The sequence below is a fragment of the Streptomyces sp. NPDC006309 genome (assembly GCF_040613095.1).
Taxonomy (GTDB): domain Bacteria; phylum Actinomycetota; class Actinomycetes; order Streptomycetales; family Streptomycetaceae; genus Streptomyces.
The window spans coordinates 1-21,389 of sequence record NZ_JBEXRO010000026.1 but is presented as its reverse complement, the minus strand read 5'-3'; the positions used below and the strand labels follow the sequence as shown (position 1 = coordinate 21,389).

General features: G+C 73.8%; 13 protein-coding genes. 8 read left to right on the top strand and 5 right to left on the bottom strand.

The window, feature by feature from the left end:
- The first annotated feature begins 16 nt into the window (after window positions 1-16).
- Window positions 17-4,672 carry a hypothetical protein gene (locus tag ABZ117_RS27715; protein WP_356824527.1) on the top strand — a complete coding sequence of 1,552 codons (4,656 nt, stop codon included), beginning with the start codon at window positions 17-19 and terminating at the stop codon, window positions 4,670-4,672.
- Between the two features lie 75 nt (window positions 4,673-4,747).
- Here ABZ117_RS27715 and ABZ117_RS27710 read toward each other — a convergent pair whose 3' ends face one another.
- Window positions 4,748-5,275, bottom strand: a complete 528-nt coding sequence (locus ABZ117_RS27710; RefSeq protein WP_356824526.1) for a hypothetical protein — start codon at window positions 5,273-5,275, stop codon at window positions 4,748-4,750.
- A gap of 418 nt (window positions 5,276-5,693) precedes the next feature.
- Here ABZ117_RS27710 and ABZ117_RS27705 point away from each other — a divergent pair, with 418 nt between their 5' ends.
- The 4 genes from ABZ117_RS27705 (at window position 5,694) to ABZ117_RS27690 (ending at window position 10,079) form a co-directional block, all read left to right on the top strand.
- Window positions 5,694-8,495, top strand: coding sequence for a nitrate- and nitrite sensing domain-containing protein (locus ABZ117_RS27705; RefSeq protein ID WP_356824525.1), 2,802 nt, complete (start codon window positions 5,694-5,696; stop codon window positions 8,493-8,495).
- The gene (locus tag ABZ117_RS27700) at window positions 8,492-8,926 is read left to right on the top strand and encodes a roadblock/LC7 domain-containing protein (RefSeq protein WP_356824524.1); all 435 of its coding nucleotides are present in this window, start codon (window positions 8,492-8,494) and stop codon (window positions 8,924-8,926) included. Before ABZ117_RS27705 ends, ABZ117_RS27700 begins: the two co-directional genes overlap by 4 nt.
- A gap of 9 nt (window positions 8,927-8,935) precedes the next feature.
- On the top strand, window positions 8,936-9,331 hold the full coding sequence (locus tag ABZ117_RS27695) for a DUF742 domain-containing protein (protein WP_356824523.1): 396 nt from the start codon (window positions 8,936-8,938) through the stop codon (window positions 9,329-9,331).
- A 142-nt stretch (window positions 9,332-9,473) separates the two neighbouring features.
- Complete coding sequence (locus ABZ117_RS27690; RefSeq protein ID WP_356824522.1) at window positions 9,474-10,079, top strand: ATP/GTP-binding protein; 606 nt, start codon at window positions 9,474-9,476, stop codon at window positions 10,077-10,079.
- Window positions 10,080-10,514: 435 nt separating this feature from the next.
- Here the strand turns inward: ABZ117_RS27690 and ABZ117_RS27685 are convergent, their stop codons facing one another.
- Entirely contained in the window at window positions 10,515-12,170 is a 1,656-nt protein-coding gene (locus tag ABZ117_RS27685; RefSeq protein WP_356824521.1) for a GGDEF domain-containing protein, read from the bottom strand.
- A 295-nt stretch (window positions 12,171-12,465) separates the two neighbouring features.
- Here ABZ117_RS27685 and ABZ117_RS27680 point away from each other — a divergent pair, with 295 nt between their 5' ends.
- Complete coding sequence (locus ABZ117_RS27680) at window positions 12,466-13,002, top strand: NUDIX domain-containing protein (protein WP_356824520.1); 537 nt, start codon at window positions 12,466-12,468, stop codon at window positions 13,000-13,002.
- Between the two features lie 123 nt (window positions 13,003-13,125).
- Here the strand turns inward: ABZ117_RS27680 and ABZ117_RS27675 are convergent, their stop codons facing one another.
- Window positions 13,126-15,411: a glycoside hydrolase family 31 protein gene (locus ABZ117_RS27675; protein WP_356824519.1), complete on the bottom strand. Its 2,286-nt coding sequence runs from the start codon at window positions 15,409-15,411 to the stop codon at window positions 13,126-13,128.
- Between the two features lie 215 nt (window positions 15,412-15,626).
- On the opposite strand from ABZ117_RS27675, the gene ABZ117_RS27670 reads away from it, so the two are divergent.
- The gene (locus ABZ117_RS27670) at window positions 15,627-17,594 is read left to right on the top strand and encodes an acetoacetate--CoA ligase (RefSeq protein ID WP_356824518.1); all 1,968 of its coding nucleotides are present in this window, start codon (window positions 15,627-15,629) and stop codon (window positions 17,592-17,594) included.
- Between the two features lie 165 nt (window positions 17,595-17,759).
- Window positions 17,760-18,653, top strand: a complete 894-nt coding sequence (locus ABZ117_RS27665) for a hypothetical protein (protein ID WP_356824517.1) — start codon at window positions 17,760-17,762, stop codon at window positions 18,651-18,653.
- 88 nt (window positions 18,654-18,741) lie between these two features.
- On the opposite strand, the gene ptsP is transcribed toward ABZ117_RS27665, so the two are convergent.
- On the bottom strand, window positions 18,742-20,412 hold the full coding sequence (gene ptsP / locus ABZ117_RS27660; protein WP_356824516.1) for a phosphoenolpyruvate--protein phosphotransferase: 1,671 nt from the start codon (window positions 20,410-20,412) through the stop codon (window positions 18,742-18,744).
- A gap of 75 nt (window positions 20,413-20,487) precedes the next feature.
- The gene (locus tag ABZ117_RS27655) at window positions 20,488-20,937 is read right to left on the bottom strand and encodes a PTS glucose transporter subunit IIA (RefSeq protein ID WP_356824515.1); all 450 of its coding nucleotides are present in this window, start codon (window positions 20,935-20,937) and stop codon (window positions 20,488-20,490) included.
- Window positions 20,938-21,389 lie beyond the last annotated feature (452 nt).

Below are 21,389 nucleotides of genomic sequence, written 5' to 3'. Positions count from 1 at the left end.
CTGACGAGAGTCCGCCATGTACGAGCTGTCCCGGGTCCGCCTCTACTCCATCGGTCCCGCCGGTGCGCGCTATGCCGACACCGTGCTTGACCTGCGGGGTGTCGGCGAGCCCGTGCCCGACCCGGCGCCCATGCAGGCGGAGTTCTTCCAGGAGGAGCCGTCCGGCCCGCCGCGCCGGCCCGCGCCCGCCGGCGTGCTGTTCCTGGAGAACGGCGGCGGCAAGTCCGTACTCCTGAAACTGATCTTCTCGGTGATGCTGCCGGGCCACCGCAACACCCTCGGCGGCGCCAGCTCCGGTGTGCTGCGCAAGTTCCTCCTCGCCGACGACTGCGGCCATGTGGCCCTGGAATGGCAGCACGTGCTCACCGGCGAGTGCGTCGTCGTCGGCAAGGTCAGCGAGTGGCGCGGCCGGCAGGTCTCCAACGACCCGCGCAAGTTCGCCGAGGCCTGGTACTCCTTCCGGCCCGGCCCCGGACTGAGCCTGGACAACCTGCCCGTCGCCGAGTCCACCGCCGTACGGCCGCCCGTGGAGGGCAGCTCCGGCGCACAGGGCCGCCGCCGCACCATGAAGGGTTTCCGTGACGCGCTCATGGAGGCCGGCAAGGCCTACCCGCACCTGGAGGTGCACTGGGAGGAGATCCACGACCGCTGGAACGAACACCTCGGCGACCTCGGCCTGGACCCCGAACTCTTCCGCTACCAGCGTGAGATGAACGCCGACGAGGGCGAGGCGGCCGGTCTCTTCGCGGTGAAGAAGGACTCCGACTTCACCGACCTGCTGCTGCGCGCGGTCACCGACACCCGTGACACCGACGGCCTCGCCGACCTCGTCAGCGGCTTCGGCAGCAAACTCGGCCGGCGCGCCGAACTGATCGCCGAACGCGACTTCACCGCCGGCTCGGCCGACCTGCTCGGCCGGATCGTGGAGGCCGCCGAGGCCCGCTCACGCGCGCGGGACATCCACACCGCCGCCGAGCGCCGTACCCGCACCCTGGCCCGGCGGCTGTCCGCGCGGGCCGTGCGCGAACGGGTCCGGGCCGCCGACCTCGCCCAACGGGTCACCGCAGCCGCGTACGCCGTCACGCACACCGAGGGCGCGCGGGAGCGCAGCGCCCTGATCGCCGCCGAACTCGCCTACCGGCACGCCTCCCTGGCCCTCGCCGCCGCCGAGAAGTCCGCCGCGGCACAGAAACGCGAGCTGGCCGACGCCCGCACCCTGCACGCGGCCTGGCAGGCCGCGGAGGCCGTGCTGCGCCACCGCTCCGCCGCCGACCGCGTCGCCCGCGTCTCCGCCGCCATCCAGGAGGCCGAACGGGACGCGGCCCCCGCCCTCGCCGCCCGCGCCAGGGCCGCCGTGGACCTCGTACGGGCCCTGCACGGGGCCGCCGCGAGCGCGGAGGCCCTCGCCAACGAGGAGGAGGAGCGCTCTGCCGCCCTCCAGGAGGTCAGCGACACCGCCTACCGGGATTCCACCGCCGCCGCCACCGAGGCGCAGCGCGCCCGCAGCGAGACCGGGCACCTGCGCCAGCGGCTGGCCGAGGTCGAGCAGGAGACCGCCGAGGCGGTCCGCGCCGGCTGGCTCGACGACAGCGCCCCGGACGCCGACCCGGCACGGGCCGCGCTCGCCGCCAGCGACGCCGAGAAGACCGCCGTGGCCGCCTGGGACACGGCCCGCGAGGCCGCCCGCAAGGCCACCGAGCACGCGCGCGAGGCGGCTGCCGCCGAGTCCCGCGCGGAGCTGACCGCGGCCCGCGCGGCCGACGCGGCGACCGCCGCCGAACGGGCGTACGAGTCGGAGCGGCGGCTGGCCGAGTCGCTGGCCGCCGAGGAACGCCTCGCGGAGCTGCTGAGCCTGCCGGGCACGCCGGGAGCGGCACGCGCGGGCGTACCGGGCCCCAGGAAGGGCTCCGACGACGGCACCCCGGCAGCCCCCGCGGACACCTCCCGCGCCCTCGGTGACGGTCCGCTCACCGCCGTCGAACTCGACCGCTTCGCCGACGAGTTGCGCGAACTGCTCGACGACGCCGTGTCGACCGCCGAACGGCACCTGTTCGACCTCCGTACGGCCGCCGCCGACGACGCCCGCATCCTGGGCGCCCTCGGCGACGGCGGACTGCTGCCGCCCGGCCCCGACGTGCTCGCCACCGTCGAGTTCCTCGGTGAGCACGGCATCCCCGCGCTGCCCGGCTGGCGCTACCTCGCGCAGGCCGTCGACCCCGTCGACCACGCGCGCGTGCTGGCCGCCCGCCCCGAACTGGTCGACGGTGTCATCATCACCGACCCCGACACGCACGCCCGTGCCCGCGAGGCACTGAACGCCGCCGCCCTCCTGCCGCGCTCCGCGGTGGCCGTCGGCACCGCCGCCGCCCTGCTCGCCCCGACCCCCGCCGCCGCCCCGGACGACGTCTTCCTCGTGCCGCCGAACCCGGCCATGCACGACGAGTACGCCGCCGACGAGGAACGGCAGACCCTGCGCGCCCGGGCCACCATGCGCGACGAGGAGATCCGGACCCTCGCCGCCCGGCTCGGCAAGGACCGCGAACTGGCCGCCCGCCTCGCCTCCTGGCGCACCGGCTGCCCCGCCGGACGCCTCACCGAACTGGCCCGGGCCGCCGAGGAGGCCCGCGCGACCGCCGAGGAGAGCGAGGCCGGACTCGCCGAGGCACGGACCGTGCGCGCGGAGGCCGACGAGGCCGCCGCCGAGGCCGGGCAGGTCCGCGACGAGCGGCAGGAGGCCGCCCAGAAGGCCCGCCGCGCCGCCGACGCCCTCGCCGGCCTCGCCTTCCGGCTCCGCGAGCGCGCCGGCTGGCAGGTGAAACTGCGCGAACTCGCCGACGAGGCCGCCGAGTCCGAGGCCCGCGCCCAGGCGTGCCTGGAGCGCGCCCGGGCCGCCGACGAGGACCGCCGCGCCGCCCAGCGCGCCGCCGACGACGCCCGCCGCACTGCGCGTACCCTGCGCGCCGAGCGCGCGGAGATCGCCGGCGCCCCCGACGACGTACCGGCCGAGGACACGGACGCCCCCAAGGCGTCCCTGCCCGCCCTGCGCGAGGCCTACCGGGCCGCCTCCCAGGTCTACGAGAAGGTCGGCGTCGGTGCCGACCTGCGCGCCGAACAGGCCCGCGCGGAGAGCGACGAGAGCGCCGCCCGCACCGAACTCGACCGGCTCAGCAACAAGGTCCGCACCCGCGCCGAGCAGCTGTTGCAGTCGCCCGACGGCGCCGACGGGCCCTCCCGGCAGGCCGCCGCCGCGCGCGCGGAGGAGCTGGTGCAGCTCCTGGAGACCCGCGTGTCGACCGCGAGCGAGCAGCTCGGCCGGCTGCGCGGCGAGGCCGAGCGGCACGCGCCCGAGGACGGCGGGACGCACACCGCACTGGCCGAGGAACTCGTCCCGCGCGACGCCGAGCAGGCCCAGGCCCTGCTGCGCACGGCCACGGCCGAACTCTCCGCCCGCACCGAGGCCCTGGCCGAGGCCCGCGAGGCGCACGCGGAACTGCTGGAGGCCCACCGCGCCGCCGAGGACGCGGCCGGCGGCTTCGACGAGATCGCCGCCATGCTCCGCGACCTGCTGCGCGAACACGCCGCCGACGAGGAACAGGAGGAACCGGAGCCGTACCCCGGCACGCTGGAGGAGGCCCGGCAGTCCGCCGCCGAGGCCCGCCGTTCGCTGCGCGGCTGCGCCGGCGACCTCTCCGCCGCCGAGACGGCCGTACGCGAGGCGAGCGACATCCTCGTCCGGCACGCCAACTCCACGCGCTACGAGCAGGTCCGCACCCCCGCCCGGCAGCAGATCCGCGAACTGCCCGCCGCCGCGCTGCCCGAGCACGCCCAGAAGTGGGCGGACGCCTTCGCACCCCGGCTGCGCGTCCTGACGGACGAGCTGGCCCAGCTGGAACGCAACCGCGACTCGATCGTCGACCGGCTGCGCGGACTCGTGGAGTCGGCCCTGGCGACGCTGAGGTCCGCCCAGCGGCTCTCCCGGCTGCCGGAGGGGCTCGGCGAGTGGTCCGGGCAGGAGTTCCTGCGCATCCGCTTCGAGGAGCCCGACCAGGCCGTCCTCACCGAACGGCTCGGCGAGGTCATCGACGAGGCCACCCGCGCGGCCGTGAAGAAGAACTCCGACCTGCGCCGCGACGGCACGTCCCTGCTGCTGCGCTCAGTGGCGGCGGCCCTCCAGCCCAAGGGCGTGGCCGTAGAGATCCTCAAGCCGGACGCCGTACTGCGCGCCGAGCGCGTCCCCGTCGGCCAGATGGGTGACGTCTTCTCGGGCGGTCAGCTGCTCACCGCCGCCATCGCCCTGTACTGCACGATGGCCGCGCTGCGCTCGAACGACCGGGGCCGGGACAAGCACCGGCACGCGGGCACGCTGTTCCTCGACAACCCGATCGGCCGCGCCAACGCGACCTACCTGCTGGAGCTCCAGCGCGCGGTCTCCGACGCGCTGGGCGTGCAGCTGCTGTACACCACCGGCCTGTTCGACACGACCGCCCTCGCCGAGTTCCCGCTGGTCATCCGGCTGCGCAACGACGCGGACCTCCGGGCGGGCCTGAAGTACATCAGCGTGGAGGAGCACCTGCGGCCGGGGCTGCCACCGCAGCCCCGGGCCGGAGAGACGGTGCACAGCGAGATCACGGCGACCCGGATGTTCCGGAAGCCGGCACCGGCCACCAGCTGATCGAGGCCGGCCCGGGGTCGCCGTACCGCCCGCCGTGCCGAAGCCGGCGCGCCGCCGCGGATCCCTCCGGCCGGGTCAGGAGTGCGACAGCCGGCCGGTTCCGCCCCGCCGGGCTATCCGGTCCCGCGGAGCCGTCCGCTCCTGACGGCGGCGGGCACGCCGCTCACGGCGGAGGGTCCGGGCCGTGCTGCTCGGCTCGGAGACCACGCCGTGCCGCTGGTTCCACACCTGGCGGGTCACCCACACGTCCACCACGGCCCAGGTGGCGACCACCGTGCTCGCCACACTGCTGATCACCATGGGGAACGCCGGCCAGGAGCCGGCCATCGTGCACAGGAACGCCACCATCGCCTGGATGAGCGTCACCGATATGACGAGGAGCGCCCGCACCGCCGCCTCACGCACCGGGTCGGGCGTCGGGTGCCGTCGCGCGGGCTCCTCGATCCACAACGGCCGGTAATACTGCTGCTGATCGTCACCGGCGGCCGCACCGAGGCGTCGCTGGACCGGAATGTCGGGATCCGAGCCCTCCTGCCGCCACCTCGCCTGTGAGCGCACCGCCGCGCTCTCCTCGGGCGCCTCGCGCCGCTCCACCGTGCCCATCACCGCGTCACTCCCCACCGCCAGCAGACCGCTCGCCCCGACGTCCGAAGACCCCGCTACCCAGGGCCTGCCCGGCTTGCGCTGCTTTACGCCGCCGGGGTGCGGGACACGACTCCCGTGACCCATTCCGCCCCCAATTCCCGTAGAGGAGGACGAACAAGACCGCCCGAAGATTCCCACCCGGCGAAAAGTTTCAGCCAACCCCCGGTCGTGAGGTCGCGGCCCCACGCGCCACGGGTGCCCGCAGGGCGGTGGCAATCTCCCGCAATGCCCGGACAACTCGTCATCTCTCGCCTGCGGTGCGGAAGTTCGCCCTCCGGACATGTCTTCGAGTTAACGGTGCCGCGGTAGTAGGCTCGCGCCGTTTGTTGACGGACATGTGCGCCCCCGGCCGGCGGGGGCCGAGCTGGGGGAGGCCATGCGCTTTCGCGGGAAGTCGATCCGCCGGAAGATCGTGGCGCTGCTTCTCGTGCCGCTGTTGTCCCTGACCGCCGTCTGGGGCTTCGCCACGGTGCTCACGGGACGCGAGGTCGCCCACCTGTTCCGCATGTCGGACGTCGTGGAGGACATCGGCTACCCCACCGAGGACACCGTCCGCGCCCTCCAGCAGGAGCGCCGTCAGACCCTCGTCTACCTCGCCGACCCCCGGGCCGCCGAGGCCCTCACCGCGCTGCACCGCACCCGTACCGCCACCGACCGGGTGATCGCCGAGGTCCGGAAGAACGCCAGGGACCGCGACCTGCGCGACGGCATGGACGCCGAGGACAGGGACGTCCTGACCACCGTCCTGGACGCCTTCGCCGGCCTCGCCCCCCTGCGCCGCGGCGTCCAGGAGGGCACCGTCACCCGGGCCCAGGCCCTCGACGCCTACAACCGGCTCGTCGACCCCTGCTTCGCGCTGCTCGCCAACCTCGACGGCATCGACGACGTGGAACTCGACAAGCAGGCCCGTGCCCTGGTCAACGTCCTCCGCGCCCGCGAACTGCTCTCCCGCGAGGACGCCCTGCTCGGCTCCGCCCTCGTGGTCGGCCGGATCACCGGCGAGGAGAGCCGCGCCATCTCCGACCTCGTCGCCCAGCGCACCCTCCTGTACGAGATCAGTCTGCCGCTGCTGCCCTCCGACGAGTGCGAGCGCTACGAACGGGTCTGGAAGAACGCCACCACGGCTCCGCTGCGGATGACCGAACAGACCGTCGCCGGCGCGGAGTCCGGCACCCCCCGCGGTGTCACCGCCAAGAGCTGGGACGCCGCCGCGGCCTCCGCCCTGAACGAACTCGGCACCCTCGACGACCAGGTCGGCGACCGCCTCCAGAACCGTAAGCACCCCGTCGCCGTCGGCGTCATCCTCCAGGCCGCCGTCCCGGGCTTCCTCGGACTGGCCGCCCTGCTGTTCTCGGTCGTCCTCTCCGTACGGATCGGCCGTCGCCTCATCCGCGACCTGCGCCAGCTGCGCATGGAGGCGCACGAGGCGTCCGGCGTCCGGCTGCCCAGCGTGATGCGCCGCCTGTCCGCGGGTGAACAGGTCGACGTAGAGACGGAAGTGCCTCGCCTGGAGTACGACAAGAACGAGATCGGCGAGGTCGGCCAGGCCCTCAACACCCTCCAGCGCGCCGCCGTCGAAGCCGCCGTCAAACAGGCCGAGCTGCGCTCCGGTGTCTCCGAGGTCTTCGTGAACCTCGCCCGCCGCAGCCAGGTGCTGCTGCACAAGCAGCTCACCCTGCTCGACAGCATGGAACGCCGGACCGAGGACACCGACGAACTCGCCGACCTCTTCCGCCTGGACCACCTCACCACCCGTATGCGGCGGCACGCCGAGGGCCTGGTCATCCTCTCCGGCGCCGCACCGTCCCGGCAGTGGCGCAGGCCCGTGCAGCTGATGGACATCGTCCGCGCCGCCGTCGCCGAGGTCGAGGACTACGAACGCATCGAGGTCCGGCGGCTGCCGCGGGTCGCCGTCACCGGTCCCGCCGTCGCCGACCTCACCCACCTCGTGGCCGAACTCCTGGAGAACGCCACGGTCTTCTCGCCCCCGCACACCGCCGTACAGGTCCTCGGCGAGCGGGTCGCCAACGGCTTCACCCTCGAGATCCACGACCGGGGGCTCGGCATGACGGCCGAAGCGCTCCTGGACGCCAACCTGCGGCTCGCCGAGACCCCCGAGTTCGAACTCTCCGACACCGACCGGCTCGGCCTGTTCGTGGTCAGCCGTCTCGCCCAGCGCCAGAACGTCCGGGTCTCCCTCCAGCCGTCACCGTACGGCGGCACCACCGCCGTCGTCCTCCTCCCCGACGCGCTGCTGACCGAGGACGTCCCGGACACCGACGGCGTCGGCTTCCGGCTGGACCGGGACCGCCCGGCCAAGGGCGCCGAACAGGCGGTGGGCCGGGCCGCCGGACGGTCCCCGGCGCCGCTCCAGCTGCCCGGCCTGCCGACCTCCCTGCTGGACGGCCCGGTCGAACTGGAGGCACCCGTCGATCTCGACGCCCTCGACGACTTCCCCGGCGTCCCCGCGGACGAGGACAGCGAGCGCGGCGGCCTGTTCCGGCACCGCCGTCCCCGTTCGGCCGCCGACGACGAGGCGGCCGCCCCGCCGGCCGGCCGGCTCCCGCACGACGGGACCGGCGACCGCGGAGCCGTACCCCTGCCCCGGCGGCAGACGCCCAAGCTCGTCAGCTCGCACGGCAGACCCGTCACCGAGCAGCGGTCCCGCCGCGGCGAACCGGACCAGCAGCCCGCCGCCGCGCCGCGCCGCTCCGACACGGGCGGCCCGGCCCCGCTGCCGGCCCGCCGCCGCGGTACGGGTCCGCTGCGCCCCACCGACCCCGCCGGGGCACCCGGGGCGTCCCGGGCGGCTGACGCCGGCGAGACGCCCGGGGTGCCGGAACTGCCCAGGCGGACCCGGACCGGCGCGGCCGGCCCCGGCGACACGGCACCGCCGCGCGAGAGCACCGCCGCACCCGCGGGTGACCCGTCCGCGGAACCGGACACCGGGCCGCTGCCCCGGCGCGTACGCCAGGCCAGCCTGGCCCCCCAGCTCAAGCGGACCACCGAGCGGCCGTCCGAGCGCGCGGCGGAGCCCGCCGACCGCGACGCCGACGAGGTCCGCAGCCGGATGGCCTCGCTCCAGCGCGGCTGGCAGCGTGGCCGCGAGGAGAACGCCTCGGGCGACGACGCCCGGAGCGGCACAGCACAAGGAACGACTAAGGGGGACGGTCGATGACCGCACCGAAGGCGACCGGCCACACGGCGACGAAGCAGAAGGAGCTGAACTGGCTCCTGGACGACCTCGTCGACCGGGTCGCCAGCATCCGCAAGGCCGTCGTCCTGTCCGGCGACGGACTGGCCACGGGCGTGTCCAAGGACCTCACCCGGGAGGACGGTGAGCATCTGGCCGCCGTGGCTTCCGGTTTCCACAGCCTCGCCAAGGGCGTGGGCCGTCACTTCGACGCGGGAAGCGTCCGCCAGACGGTGGTCGAGCTGGACGAGGCCTTCCTGTTCGTCACCGCCGCCGGGGACGGCAGCTGTCTCGCCGTCCTCTCGGACGCCGACTCCGACGTCGGACAGGTCGCCTACGAGATGACGCTCCTCGTCAAGCGGGTCGGCGTGCATCTGGGCACCGCCCCGCGCACCGACCTGTCCGCGGGCGGGTAGTGGGATGACATGAGCGCAGACGGTCAGGCAGGGAAACACTGGTTCGACGACGAGGCCGGACCGGTCGTCCGTCCGTACGCCATGACGCGTGGCCGCACCACGAGTACGGCCCAGCACCGCCTCGACGTGATCGCGGTCGTCGTCACCGAGCCCGGCACCGGGGACCCGGAAGCGGATCCGACCCTGTCGCCGGAGCACGTGGAGATCGTCGGGCTCTGCCGGGACACACCGCAGTCGGTCGCCGAGCTTGCCGCGGAACTCGACCTTCCCATCGGCGTGGTGCGCGTCCTCATCGGCGACCTCGTGCACGCCGAACTCGTCCATGTGACGCGCCCCGTGCCCCCGGCCGAGCTGCCGGACGAGAGCATCCTGCGCGATGTGATCAACGGCCTCCGGGCGCTGTGACCGGCACGGAAGCGGAGCGGTGACGTGACCGGCAGACGGATCGGCCGCCCCGCCGGGTGCGGCGCGTTCGTCCAGCCCTCCAGTGGTGCCGGCGGCCACGGCCGACCGGCGCCCGACCCCCATCAAGCAGGAGAAGAGATCGATGATCTTCGGGCGTTCTGAGCGCGGCAAGCCCCCGGTCGAGCCCGTCACGCTCAAGATCCTCGTGGCCGGCGGCTTCGGCGTGGGCAAGACGACCCTCGTCGGCGCGGTCAGCGAGATCAGGCCGCTGCGCACCGAGGAACTGCTCACCGAGGCCGGGCGGCCGGTGGACGACACCAGCGGTGTCGAAGGCAAGCACACCACCACGGTGGCCATGGACTTCGGCCGCATCACCCTGCGCGAGGACCTGGTGCTGTACCTCTTCGGCACCCCCGGGCAGGAGCGGTTCTGGTTCATGTGGGACGAGCTGTCCGAGGGCGCGCTCGGCGCGGTGGTCCTCGCCGACACGCGCCGCCTGGAGGACTGTTTCGCCGCCGTCGACTACTTCGAGCGGCGCTCCATCCCCTTCCTGGTCAGCGTCAACTGCTTCGAGGGCGCCGCACGCTACCCGGCCGAGACCGTCCGCCAGGCTCTCGACCTGGACGAGGACGTACCCGTCCTGCTGTGCGACGCCCGGGACCGGGAGTCGGTCAAGGAGGTGCTCATCGGCGTCGTCCGGCACGCCATGGACTACGCGGCCGACCGCCGCCAGGCCATCACCGGCTGACCGCGTCCACCGCCGTCGCCGAGCGGCAGGCGCGGCCCGTACCCCCGCCGACCGGGGTACGGGCCGCGGTCCTGTGCGACGCGCCCACGCGCTTCCCCCGGCGCCGCCACGAGGCGATCGCCGCCGGCGCCTGGGTGCCTGACGCCGCCCGTGGCCACGTCCGCCGGAGGCGGGACCGGTCCCCGCCGCCCCACCGGCGTCCACGCCGAGCGTGCCGCCGCAGCCGCACCGCCCGGAGGGAACGGGTCGTGGAGCAGGACAGACCTCTGCCGCAGGGCCTGATAACACCGGGAATGTACGGCGATGTCGGCTGACACCGGGAAGTGTTCACCGGCGCCCCGGGGGCGTCAAGGTTGCCGACGGCAACGGTGACACCGGCGTAGCCACCGGGCCCGGCGGTGCGGGCACGGGCCGACCCGCGCGCGGGAGGGCGGTTCACCATCCCGGGTCGGCAGTGGCGTACCCGGCCTGCGCCGGGGCCGGCCCCGGGCTGCCGCGCCGGATCTCGTGGCCGGGGAACCCGGCGCGCCCGAGCACCCAGCTCGCACCGTTCAGCGACTTGGCGGCCTTCTTCAGCGGAGCGAGCTGGGCGGCGGCCTGATGGTGGTCGCGCACGCTGCCCGCTCCGCAGACGACGGTCGCCAGGGAGAGCGTGACCGGCCGGCCACCCGCCGACCAGGAGGCGTCGTCGAGTACGGCGGCGACCAGTGGGCTCAGCGCCTCCTCGTCGGCCAGCACCAGGAAGTCGTCCCCGCCGATGTGCCCCACGCGCGCGTGCCCCGGCACCGCCTGCTGGAGCGCCCGGCCCACCGCGCGGATCAGCTCGTCCCCCGCGGCGAACCCCGCGCCGTCGTTGACCTGTTTGAAGTGGTCGATGTCCAGCCAGCTGAGCGCGAACGCCCGCCCGTCGGAGATCCGCCGGTCCACCTCGCCGACGATGGCGTCCGAACCGGGCAACCGGGTCAGCGGGTTGAGCCCGGCCGCCTCCTCCACCCGGCTCTCGGCCAGCGCCCGCACGAGGTCCGCCAGCCGTACGACTCCCACGCACCGGCCGCCTTCGTCGACCACCGCCACGTCGTCGGAGGTCCGGTCCCGGCCGCCGACCGCGACCACGTCCAGCACCTCCCAGGCCGTCGCACCGGCGCCGACCGTGCGGGGCGCGTCCCCCAGCCTGACGGCCGGCCGGTCGGCGTACAGGGCGTGCCCGTACCGGCCGGACATCGACAGCAGGAAGCGCGAGCGGTGCACCGACCGCACGGGTCGCCCGGCACGGTCCACCAGCAGGACTCCGGAGACGTCCGGGGATCCGGTGAGCAGCGCCCGCACCTGGCCCGCCGACGCGGTCACCGGCAGGATGGCGGCGGGGCGCACGAACTCCCGCACCGACGGCCCGGAGCGCGGGGCGGCCGGGGCACCGGGAGCCTGCGGCGGGACGTACACGTCCGCGACGGGGATCCGGGCCGGTGGCGCGAACAGCTCGCCCTGGGCCAGCTGCGCGCCGGCCGACAGCGCCACCGCGTACTGCCGTTCGGTCTCCACGCCCTCCACCGCGACCAGGGCGCCCAGCTCCTCGCACAGCGTCCGCATCGCCCGCACCGCGGCCGGCCGCGCCAGCAGGCACGCGTCGAGCTTGACCAGATCGGGGGAGAGGTCGGTGAGCAGCCTGAGTGGCACGTCGCCGTCACCGATGCCGTCCGCGCTGATCCGGAACCCCTGCTCGCGCAGCGAGGCCACCGCCTCCAGCAGGGCCCGCTGCGGCACGTGCGTGCAGGGCGGGACGATGTCGACCGTCACCTCCCAGGGCAGGCGCCCCGCCGCGCGCACGGCGTCGCGCAGCGGTGTGAGGCCGCCGAGGTCGGCGAGCGTCGCCGCGAACACGTTCAGGTGCAGCGGCAGCAGCGTCTCCTTGCGCGCCGCGGCGCGGAACGCCAGCACGGCCAGCCGGCCGTCCAGTTCCGGATCGCGGCGGGCCTCGGCGAGGACATCGCCGCTCTCCGGGCGGGCGAGCGTCTCCAGCGCGGCGACCGTGCCCGTCCTCAGGTTGACCACCGGCTGGAAGGCGAAGCGCAGAGTATCCGTCCAGGAGTGCACGGCAGCATGATGGCGCCGCCCGCGCGCGCCCAAGCCCGGTTCATGAGACGTTCACGCAGCATTCCGGATCGATCACACAGCGTGGGCGCCCCGGTCGCGGCAGCGGACGTCCCCGCGTGGGAAGAAGACCGGGGCGCGGCCGGTTCGCGTGAACCGAATGGCCCCGTACGGCGTCGTGGTACAGGAAGGGTGGCCGGGATCGACGGGGGTGATTCCGGCCACCCTTCCTGTTCCGCTCGATCCCGGCACATCACCGGCAGAAGACGTCCGTCCCCTGATCGGATACAGTCCGCGCGTGTCCGAAACTCAGCATCCGGCTGTCAACTCCGCACCGAACTCACACTGTTCTGGCTGCGGAGCGCCCTACGGAGAGGCCATTTCCGGCTGGCCCCGCACCTGCCCGTGCTGCGGAACCGTCGCCTACCGCAACCCGCTGCCGGTCGCCGTCGCGCTCCAGCCCGTGTACGACACGAAGGGCACCGCCCTGGTCGTCATCACCCGGACCGTCGCCCCCGCGCGCGGAGGCACGGCCCTGCCCGGCGGCTACATCGACGACGGTGAGGACTGGAAGCAGGCCGTCGTACGCGAACTCGGGGAGGAGACCGGCATCGACGCAGCCGCCCGGGACGTGCGGCTCGTGGACGCCATGAGCTCGTCCGACGGGCACCTGCTGCTGTTCGGGGCCCTGCCCGAACGCCCGGCCGACGGACTCCCGCCCTTCGTGCCCACGACCGAGACGGACGGCCGGCACCTGCTGCGCAGACCCGCGAAACTCGCCTTCCCGCTGCACACCGCCGCGGTGCAGGCGTGGTTCGAGGGCCGCTACGTCTGAGCCGGGAGCCTCAGCCAAGCCCCGGCCCACTGCCCCGGACGCCTCAGCCGACCCTTCGGCCCGCTGCGTCTGAGCCGGGAGCTTCTTCCGGGCTCCCGGCCCGCTGCGTCTGCCCCGGAGGCCTCAGCCGAGCCCCCGTACGCGTACCGGCCAGAGCGGCTCACCCCCGCCGCCCTCCCGGTCACGGGTGACCACCACCCGGTCGCCCTGCCGGCGGACGACGTAGCGTTCGATCTCCGGGTCGTCCCACCCGTCGCCCGCGTCCGGCACGACCAGGCCGCCTCCCGTGCGTCCGGGCGCGGGCGCCCAGACCTCCAGCTCCAGCCCGCCGTCGGCGCCCCGCACCGGCAGCACCGTCCCCGCGCGCGCGAACACGGGTATGCGCGACAGCGGCGCGTCCACGCGCACCTGTGCCGGGCCCTCGTGAACCTCCTCCGTCACCGTGTCGTACCAGCGGCCCCGCGGCAGCCGCACCGCGCGCCGGCCGGCCCCGGCGTCCAGGACCGGGGCGACCAGCAGGCCGTCGCCCAGCAGGAAAGCGTCCTCGCAGTCGCGCAGCGCCCGGTCCTCCGGCGCCGCCCACCACAGCGGCCGCACATAGGGCGCGCCGGTCCGCCGCGCCAGATGGGCCAGCGTCAGGAAGTACGGCAGCAGCCGCCGCCGTTCGAGCAGCGCCACGCGCGCGTGCTCCAGCACGTCGGCACCGAATTCCCACGGGTCCCCGCGCCCCGCCCGCGGATGCGTGTGCGTACGGAACAGCGGCAGATACGCTCCGAGCTGCAACCACCGCAGATAAAGCTCCGGTGACGGACCGCCGTCGCGACCGCCGAGGTCCGGACCCGAGTACGGCACCCCGCACAGTCCCAGGCCGAGCACCTGCGACAGCGCCGCCCGCAGCCCGGGCCAGCCCGTCGCCACGTCCCCCGACCAGGTGCCGCCGTACCGCTGCGACCCCGCCCAGCCCCAGCGCGAGAACTGGAACGGCCGCTCCTGGGGCGACAGCTCGCGCAGCGCCTCGTAGCCCGCCCGGGCCGCGCACAGCCCGTACACGTGGTGCGCTTCCCCCTGATCGCCGCCCCGTCCGTCCGAGGCGTACCGGGCGCCGCACGGCACCGGTTCGTGCCCGACCTGCCAGAATCCGGCGAAGCCCTGTCCCAGCCGCTCCGCGTGCAGACCGCCCCACCACGCGTCCGTCCCGCCGGTCCGCACCGTGCGGCCCCCCGCGTCCCGTACGAACGCGTCCACGGCCGAACCGCCGCCGTGAACGGCCTCGCCCGGTTCAGCCCGGACCGCCGCGCCGACGACCGACACCAGCCGGATCCCGTCCCGGCGCAGTTCCTCCGCCAGCACCGACAGCTTGGGAAAACGCTCCTCGTCGACGGCGGACACCCGGCCGGCGTCACGACCGACATCGAGGTGTACGGCGTCCAGCGGCAGCCCCCGTTCCTGGTAGCCCGCGACGACCCGGCGCACCTCCTGCTCACCGCCCGGGCCGGACCGCGCGTACTGGTGGCCCAGCGCCCACGCGGGCGGCAGCGCGGGCGCCCCGGTCAGCGCGGCCCACGCGTGCAGCACGCGCGCGGGAGTGCCCACCACGACCCAGCAGCGCAGCGGACCGCCGTCCATCCGCAGTTCGCAGTGCCCCGCCCGGTCGTGCCCGGACCCGGCCCCCTCCTCGCCCTCCCGAAGCACCACGGTCCCGTCCCAGGTGGTGTCGTGGAACACCAGATGCGTGCCGGCGTCGGCCACCACCAGCTGCACCGGCATCGTCAGATCCAGCCGCTCGTCACCCGGCCCGGACGCGCGGCCGGGAGCGGCGTTCCCCAGCCGGTACACGCCGTCCCGCAACCGGGGTCCGCACGCGCGCCCGCCCAGGCCGAAGAACCGGGCGTCCGCCGCCACCTCCGAACGCTGCACCCACCGGGCCGCACCCCCGCCGGCCGGCTCCCACCAGCGCGGCGGCAGCTCCCGCCGCAGGCTCACCCCGCCCGGTGTGCACACCTCCACCGCGCCGTACCGCGAGACGACGACCGTCATCCGCTCGGCCACCACCCGCCAGCCGCCGTCCTTGTCCGGCTCCAGCACCGCCCGCGGATCCGGGTCGGGGCCGCTGCCCGCGAGCGCGTACGACGGCTGCGGACCGGCCCCGTCCCACCCCCAGAAGACCGCCCCGTTCACCGCCACGACGATCCGCAGCTCCGAGCGGCCGAACCGGATCAGACCGCCCCCGGGGCCCGGCTCCGCGCCCTGCACCTGCCCCGGCACGCGGGCCCGCTCAGGCCCCCGAGGCGCCGGCAGGGCGGCGTCGGCACGCCTTCCGCCCCAGGCGGCCCGTACGGTACGCAACCCCCGAGCAGCCCACCCCGAACCCATCACACTCACCGAACGCACCAGGTCACGACCGTCCATGCTGCTCACCCTGCCACTGAGCGACCCACGCGCGTGCGGCGTTCAACTGCCGTTCACCCGTGACGGCACCACATCTTCATGACACGGACTATGTGGGGGACACCCTGGTGCAGAAATCGATCACATGGCATCGTCCCTGTCAGCCGCGTCACGCGCACACCCCAGCCCGTGCGCGGACCGACGCCCACGACGCGCACAGCCCGGGAGCCACCCCAATGTCGACCGCGAACCCCCAGCCGCTCTGGCAGCCCGATCCCCAGCGGATCGCCCAGGCCCGCATCACCCAGTTCCAGGCATGGGCCGCCGCACACCACGGCGCCCCCGCCGACGGCGGCTACCCGGCCCTGCACCGCTGGTCCGTCGACCAGCTGGACACCTTCTGGGCAGCCGTCACCGAGTGGTTCGACGTACGGTTCTCGACCCCCTACGCGCGCGTGCTCGGCGACCGCGCCATGCCCGGCGCCCACTGGTTCCCCGGAGCCACCCTCAACTACGCCGAACACGCCCTGCGCGCCGCGGCCGCCCGCGCGGACGAGCCCGCCCTCCTGTACGTCGACGAGATCCACGAACCACGCCCGGTGACCTGGTCCGAGCTGCGCCGCGAGGTCGGCTCCCTCGCCGCCGCGCTGCGCACCCTCGGCGTACGCCCCGGTGACCGCGTCAGCGGCTACCTCCCCAACATCCCGCAGGCCGTCGTCGCGCTCCTCGCCACGGCCGCCGTCGGCGCAGTGTGGACCTCCTGCGCCCCCGACTTCGGCGCCCGCAGCGTCCTCGACCGGTTCCAGCAGGTCGAACCCGTCGTCCTGTTCACCGTCGACGGCTACCGCTACGGCGGCAAGGAGCACGACCGCCGGGAGACCGTCGCCGAGCTGCGCCGCGAGCTGCCCACCCTGCGCGCCGTCGTCCACATCCCGCTGCTGGGCACCGACGCACCCGAGGGCGCCCTGGAGTGGTCGGCGCTGACGGCCGGGGACAGCGAGCCGGTCTTCGAACAGGTCCCGTTCGACCATCCGCTGTGGGTCCTGTACTCCTCCGGTACGACCGGCCTGCCCAAGGCCATCGTCCAGTCGCAGGGCGGCATCCTGGTCGAACACCTCAAACAGCTCGGCCTGCACTGCGACCTCGGCCCCGAGGACCGTTTCTTCTGGTACACCTCGACCGGCTGGATGATGTGGAACTTCCTCGTCTCCGGCCTGCTCACGGGCACCACGATCGTCCTGTACGACGGCAGCCCCGGCTACCCCGACACGGGCGCCCAGTGGCGGATCGCCGAACGCACCGGAGCCACCCTCTACGGCACCTCCGCCGCCTACGTCATGGCCTGCCGCAAGGCCGGCGTCCACCCCGCCCGCGAACACGACCTGTCCACGGTGAAGTGCGTCGCCACCACCGGCTCCCCGTTGCCCCCCGACGGCTTCCGCTGGCTGCACGACGAGGTCCGCGACGACCTGTGGATCGCCTCCGTCAGCGGCGGCACCGACGTCTGCTCCTGCTTCGCCGGAGCCGTACCCACCCTCCCCGTGTACACCGGCGAACTCCAGGCACCCGGCCTCGGCACCGACCTCCAGTCCTGGGATCCGAGCGGCAAGCCCCTGGTCGACGAGGTCGGCGAGCTGATCGTCACCAACCCCATGCCCTCCATGCCGATCCACTTCTGGAACGACCCCGACGGCAGCCGCTACCACGACAGTTACTTCGACACCTACCCCGGCGTCTGGCGCCACGGCGACTGGATCACCCTCACCTCGCGCGGGACCGTGATCATCCACGGCCGCTCCGACTCCACCCTCAACCGCCAGGGCGTCCGCATGGGCTCGGCCGACATCTACGAGGTCGTCGAACGCCTGCCGGAGATCAGGGAGTCCCTCGTCATCGGCATCGAACAACCCGACGGCGGCTACTGGATGCCGCTGTTCGTGCACCTCGCACCGGGAGCCACCCTCGACGAGCCACTTCTGGACCGGATCAAGCGATCCATCCGCGAACAGCTCTCACCCCGCCACATCCCCGACGAGATCATCGAAGTCCCCGGCATCCCGCACACCCTCACCGGCAAGCGCATCGAGGTCCCGGTCAAACGCCTGCTGCAAGGAACCCCCCTGGAGAAGGCGGTCAACCCCGGCTCCATCGACAACCTCGCCCTGCTCGGCTTCTACGAGGACCTCGCGCGCGAACGCGCCTGACCCACCCGGAGCATCACCCTCCGCGCCCGCGCCCGCGCCGCACGCAGCATCCCTGACCTGCGCAGACGTTCCCGTCACCGATCCTCGACCACCGGCGGCACCCCCATTGTCAGTGCCGCCGGTTACGGTGAGTGAGCATTGATCGACCGCGCACCAGGGGGAAACATGGCGCACACCGACCACCAGACCATGCGACGCGTCCTGCGCCGCGAGATCGCCGGCACCATCGGCGTGCTCACCGACGAACACGACTTCCGCGTCATGCGGCGCTACCGCAGCTTCACCTTCGACGACCACACGGCCTACCTCCAGCAGATGGAGGCCGTTCTGCGCACCCGCGCCGCCCAGGGCAGCCACACCACCCTCGCCCTGTTCGACCCCGAGGACTACGCCGTCTACTGCGCGGACACCGGCCTGGACCCGGAAGCCCCGGCCAGCCGCACCCGGTTCACGGCGGAACTCGCGGCCACCGGCCCCACCGTCCCCTACGACGGCCGGCCCCTCGCCGACCTCCTGCCGGCCCTCGTCGACGAAGCCGTACGCCAGGCCACCTGGGAGTACGCCACCACCCTCCTGACCCGCCTCGGCCCCTGCCCCACCTGCGGCGAGGACATCGGCAGGGCGGCCTTCACCCGCGCCGCCGACCTGGTGGTCCGCATCCTCGACACCGCACCGCCCGGTGACCGGCACCTGGTCTGCACCGTCTCCGCGGCCCCGGACACCCTCGTCGCCGTCCTGCACGGCGACCAGGACCCCCACGGCGCGACCCGCCTGGACGAGGCCGAGGCCCTCGAGTTCACCGGGGTCCTCGCCCTCGGCCTCGCGACCCGAAGCCCCGGCGGACTCGTCATCCGCACCACCGCCACCGGCACGGCCGACCAGGTCTACGGCTGGCGACTGCGCACCGGCGACCTGGAACCCCTGACCGCGTCCGAGGTCTTCGACGCCTACTGCACGGACGTCGACACCGGTGACCTGATCTCCCCGGAGTCCAACGTCGACTACCGCGAGCCACCAGACCTCGGAGCCGACAGCACGGCACCGGACCACCGCCACTGAGACCCGGCACCGGCCGGACAGACACTTCAGGGGCGCCCCACCCGAAGGCAGGACGCCCCTGAACCACGCCGGAGGCGCGCCGGTACGGCTACTCGCCGGACAGCACCGCCTGAGCCGCGCCGCGCGCCTCCTCGGCGCTGTCCGCCGCACGCGCCGCCGCCGCGGCCCGCTCGCACTGCGCCAGCGTGTACTTCGCCAGCGTGGCCCGGACGTAAGGAATCGACGCCGCACCCATGGACAGGGAGGTGACACCCAGACCGGTCAGCACACACGCCAGCAGCGGGTCGGACGCGGCCTCACCGCACACCCCGCAGCTCTTGCCCTCGGCCCTGGCCGACTCGGCCGACAGCGCCACCAGGTCGAGCAGCGCCGGCTGCCACGGATCCTGTAGCCGCGACACCGCGCCCACCTGCCGGTCCGCGGCGAACGTGTACTGCGCCAGGTCGTTGGTGCCCAGCGACAGGAACTCGACCTCCTGGAGGATCGAACGCGCCCGCAGCGCGGCCGACGGGATCTCCACCATCGCGCCGAACTTGGCCCGCAGCCCCGCCTCCCGGCAGGCGTCCGCGAACGCCCTGGCGTCCCTGCGGTCCGCCACCATGGGTGCCATGACCTCGAGGTGGACGGGCAGCCCCTCCGCGGCCCGCGCCAGCGCGGTCAGCTGCGTGCGCAGCACCTCGGGGTGGTCCAGCAGCGTCCGCAGGCCCCGCACGCCCAGCGCGGGGTTCGGCTCATCGGCCGGCGTCAGGAAGTCCAGCGGCTTGTCGGCGCCCGCGTCCAGCACCCGCACGACCACACGGCCCTCGGGGAACGCCTCCAGCACCTGCCGGTAGGCCTCCACCTGCTTGTCCTCGGAAGGAGCGTTCTTGCTGTCGTCCAGGAACAGGAACTCGGTACGGAACAGACCGACACCCTCGGCACCGGCCTCCACGGCCGCCGGTACGTCAGCGGGCCCGCCCACGTTCGCCAGCAGCGGCACCTTGTGCCCGTCCGCCGTCGCACCGGGCCCGGTCGACGCGGACAGCGCGGCCCTGCGCTCGGCGGCCGAGGCCTCCAGCGCGGCCTTCTTCTCGTCACTGGGGTTCACGAAGACATCGCCGGTGCTGCCGTCCACGGCCACCACCGTGCCCTCGGCCAGCTCACCGGCGCCCGGCAGCGCCACGACGGCCGGCACACCCAGCGCCCGCGCCAGGATCGCGCTGTGACTGGTCGGCCCGCCCTCCTCGGTCACGAAACCGAGCACCAGAGACGGGTCCAGCAACGCCGTGTCCGCGGGGGCCAGGTCCCGTGCCACCAGCACATAAGGCGAGTCACTGTCCGGGACACCCGGCATCGGAACGCCCAGCAGACGGGCGACGATCCGGTTGCGCACGTCATCCAGGTCGGCCACGCGGCCGGCGAGGTACTCACCCGCACCGGCCAGCAGCTCCCGGTAGGCCGCGAACGCGTCGTAGACGGCACGCTCCGCCGTGCTGCCGACGGCGATCCGCCGGTCGACGTCCGCCATCAGCTCGGGGTCCTGCGCCATCATGGCCTGCGCCTCCAGCACGGCCTGCGCCTCACCCCCCGCCAGGTTGCCGCGCGCCGTCAGGTCGGCGGCGACCGCGTCCACGGCCTGACGGGCGCGGCCCTGCTCCCGCTCCGCGTCCTGCACGGGGATCTGCTTGGCCGGCGGCTCCAGCACCGCCGTACCCATGTGCCGAACCTCGCCGATCGCCACGCCATGGCTCACGCCGACGCCTCGCAGCGTTGTCTCCATCTCACCCGTCTCCGATAGTGCGGCAGGTCCCGCCGCGGTGGTTGCGCTGTCCGCCGTCCTGCGACGGCACTGCTCTCAGTTCCAGGAGAAGAGGCCGTCGCCTGTCTTCACGTCACCGCTGTCACGGAGGCCGGAGAGGGACTCGGCGGTGGCTTCCAGCGCGACGACGGGGCACACCGGCGACTTGCCGGCGGCCTCGACCGAGGCGGGGTTCCAGCGGACGATGCTCTGGCCGCGCCGCACGGTGTCGCCCTTGTCGACGAGCAGCTCGAAGCCCTCGCCGTTGAGCTGGACGGTGTCGATGCCGAGATGTGTGAGCACGCCGTGCCCGCTTTCGTCGACCACGACGAACGCGTGCGGGTGCAGGGAAACGATGACGCCGTCCACGGGCGCGACGGCCTCGGAGGGCTCACGCACGGGGTCGATCGCGGTACCCGGGCCGACCATGGCCCCGGAGAAGACCGGATCCGGCACTGCGGCCAGTCCGATGGCCCGTCCAGAGAGAGGGGACGTCACGGTGGTCATGGGAAGCCTCCCAGGAGTGGAGCTGCTCGCGGGCCGTCACCGGTACTCCCGAACGGCGCGTTGAGCAGCAGGGTATGTCATGTGAAGTGGTGGTTCCGTATGGAAGCTAGCAGGTAGTGGTCTAGACCACCAACCCGGCAGATTTGCCCCTGCTCCGAGGCTCCGTGTACGGTCGTAACCCTGCTCAGGACGGAGCGGCGCGCAAGAGCGTCCTCACCTGGCAGAACCCAAACTCGTCAGATCCTAATCTCTGGATCTCCCTCTGCGTGCTCGCAGGGGAGTGGTCACCGGAGAGGGGAAAATTCTGGTAGAGTTTGAGACGTAAGGCCGAAGGGAAGCGCCCGGAGGAAAGCCCGCGAGGGTGAGTACAAAGGAAGCGACCGTTCCTTGAGAACTCAACAGCGTGCCAAAAGTCAACGCCAGATATGTTGATACCCCGTTCCTCTCGGTGA

Bases quoted from the DNA above. Each gene is read 5' to 3' on its own strand.
- ABZ117_RS27675 (WP_356824519.1), bottom strand. From the start codon at position 15,411: ATGGACGGTCGTGACCTGGTGCGTTCGGTGAGTGTGATGGGTTCGGGG.
- ABZ117_RS27700 (WP_356824524.1), top strand. From the start codon at position 8,492: ATGACCGCACCGAAGGCGACCGGCCACACGGCGACGAAGCAGAAGGAG.
- ABZ117_RS27690 (WP_356824522.1), top strand. From the start codon at position 9,474: ATGATCTTCGGGCGTTCTGAGCGCGGCAAGCCCCCGGTCGAGCCCGTC.
- ABZ117_RS27665 (WP_356824517.1), top strand. From the start codon at position 17,760: ATGGCGCACACCGACCACCAGACCATGCGACGCGTCCTGCGCCGCGAG.
- ABZ117_RS27715 (WP_356824527.1), top strand. From the start codon at position 17: ATGTACGAGCTGTCCCGGGTCCGCCTCTACTCCATCGGTCCCGCCGGT.
- ABZ117_RS27670 (WP_356824518.1), top strand. From the start codon at position 15,627: ATGTCGACCGCGAACCCCCAGCCGCTCTGGCAGCCCGATCCCCAGCGG.
- ptsP (WP_356824516.1), bottom strand. From the start codon at position 20,412: ATGGAGACAACGCTGCGAGGCGTCGGCGTGAGCCATGGCGTGGCGATC.
- ABZ117_RS27655 (WP_356824515.1), bottom strand. From the start codon at position 20,937: ATGACCACCGTGACGTCCCCTCTCTCTGGACGGGCCATCGGACTGGCC.
- ABZ117_RS27710 (WP_356824526.1), bottom strand. From the start codon at position 5,275: ATGGGCACGGTGGAGCGGCGCGAGGCGCCCGAGGAGAGCGCGGCGGTG.
- ABZ117_RS27695 (WP_356824523.1), top strand. From the start codon at position 8,936: ATGAGCGCAGACGGTCAGGCAGGGAAACACTGGTTCGACGACGAGGCC.
- ABZ117_RS27705 (WP_356824525.1), top strand. From the start codon at position 5,694: ATGCGCTTTCGCGGGAAGTCGATCCGCCGGAAGATCGTGGCGCTGCTT.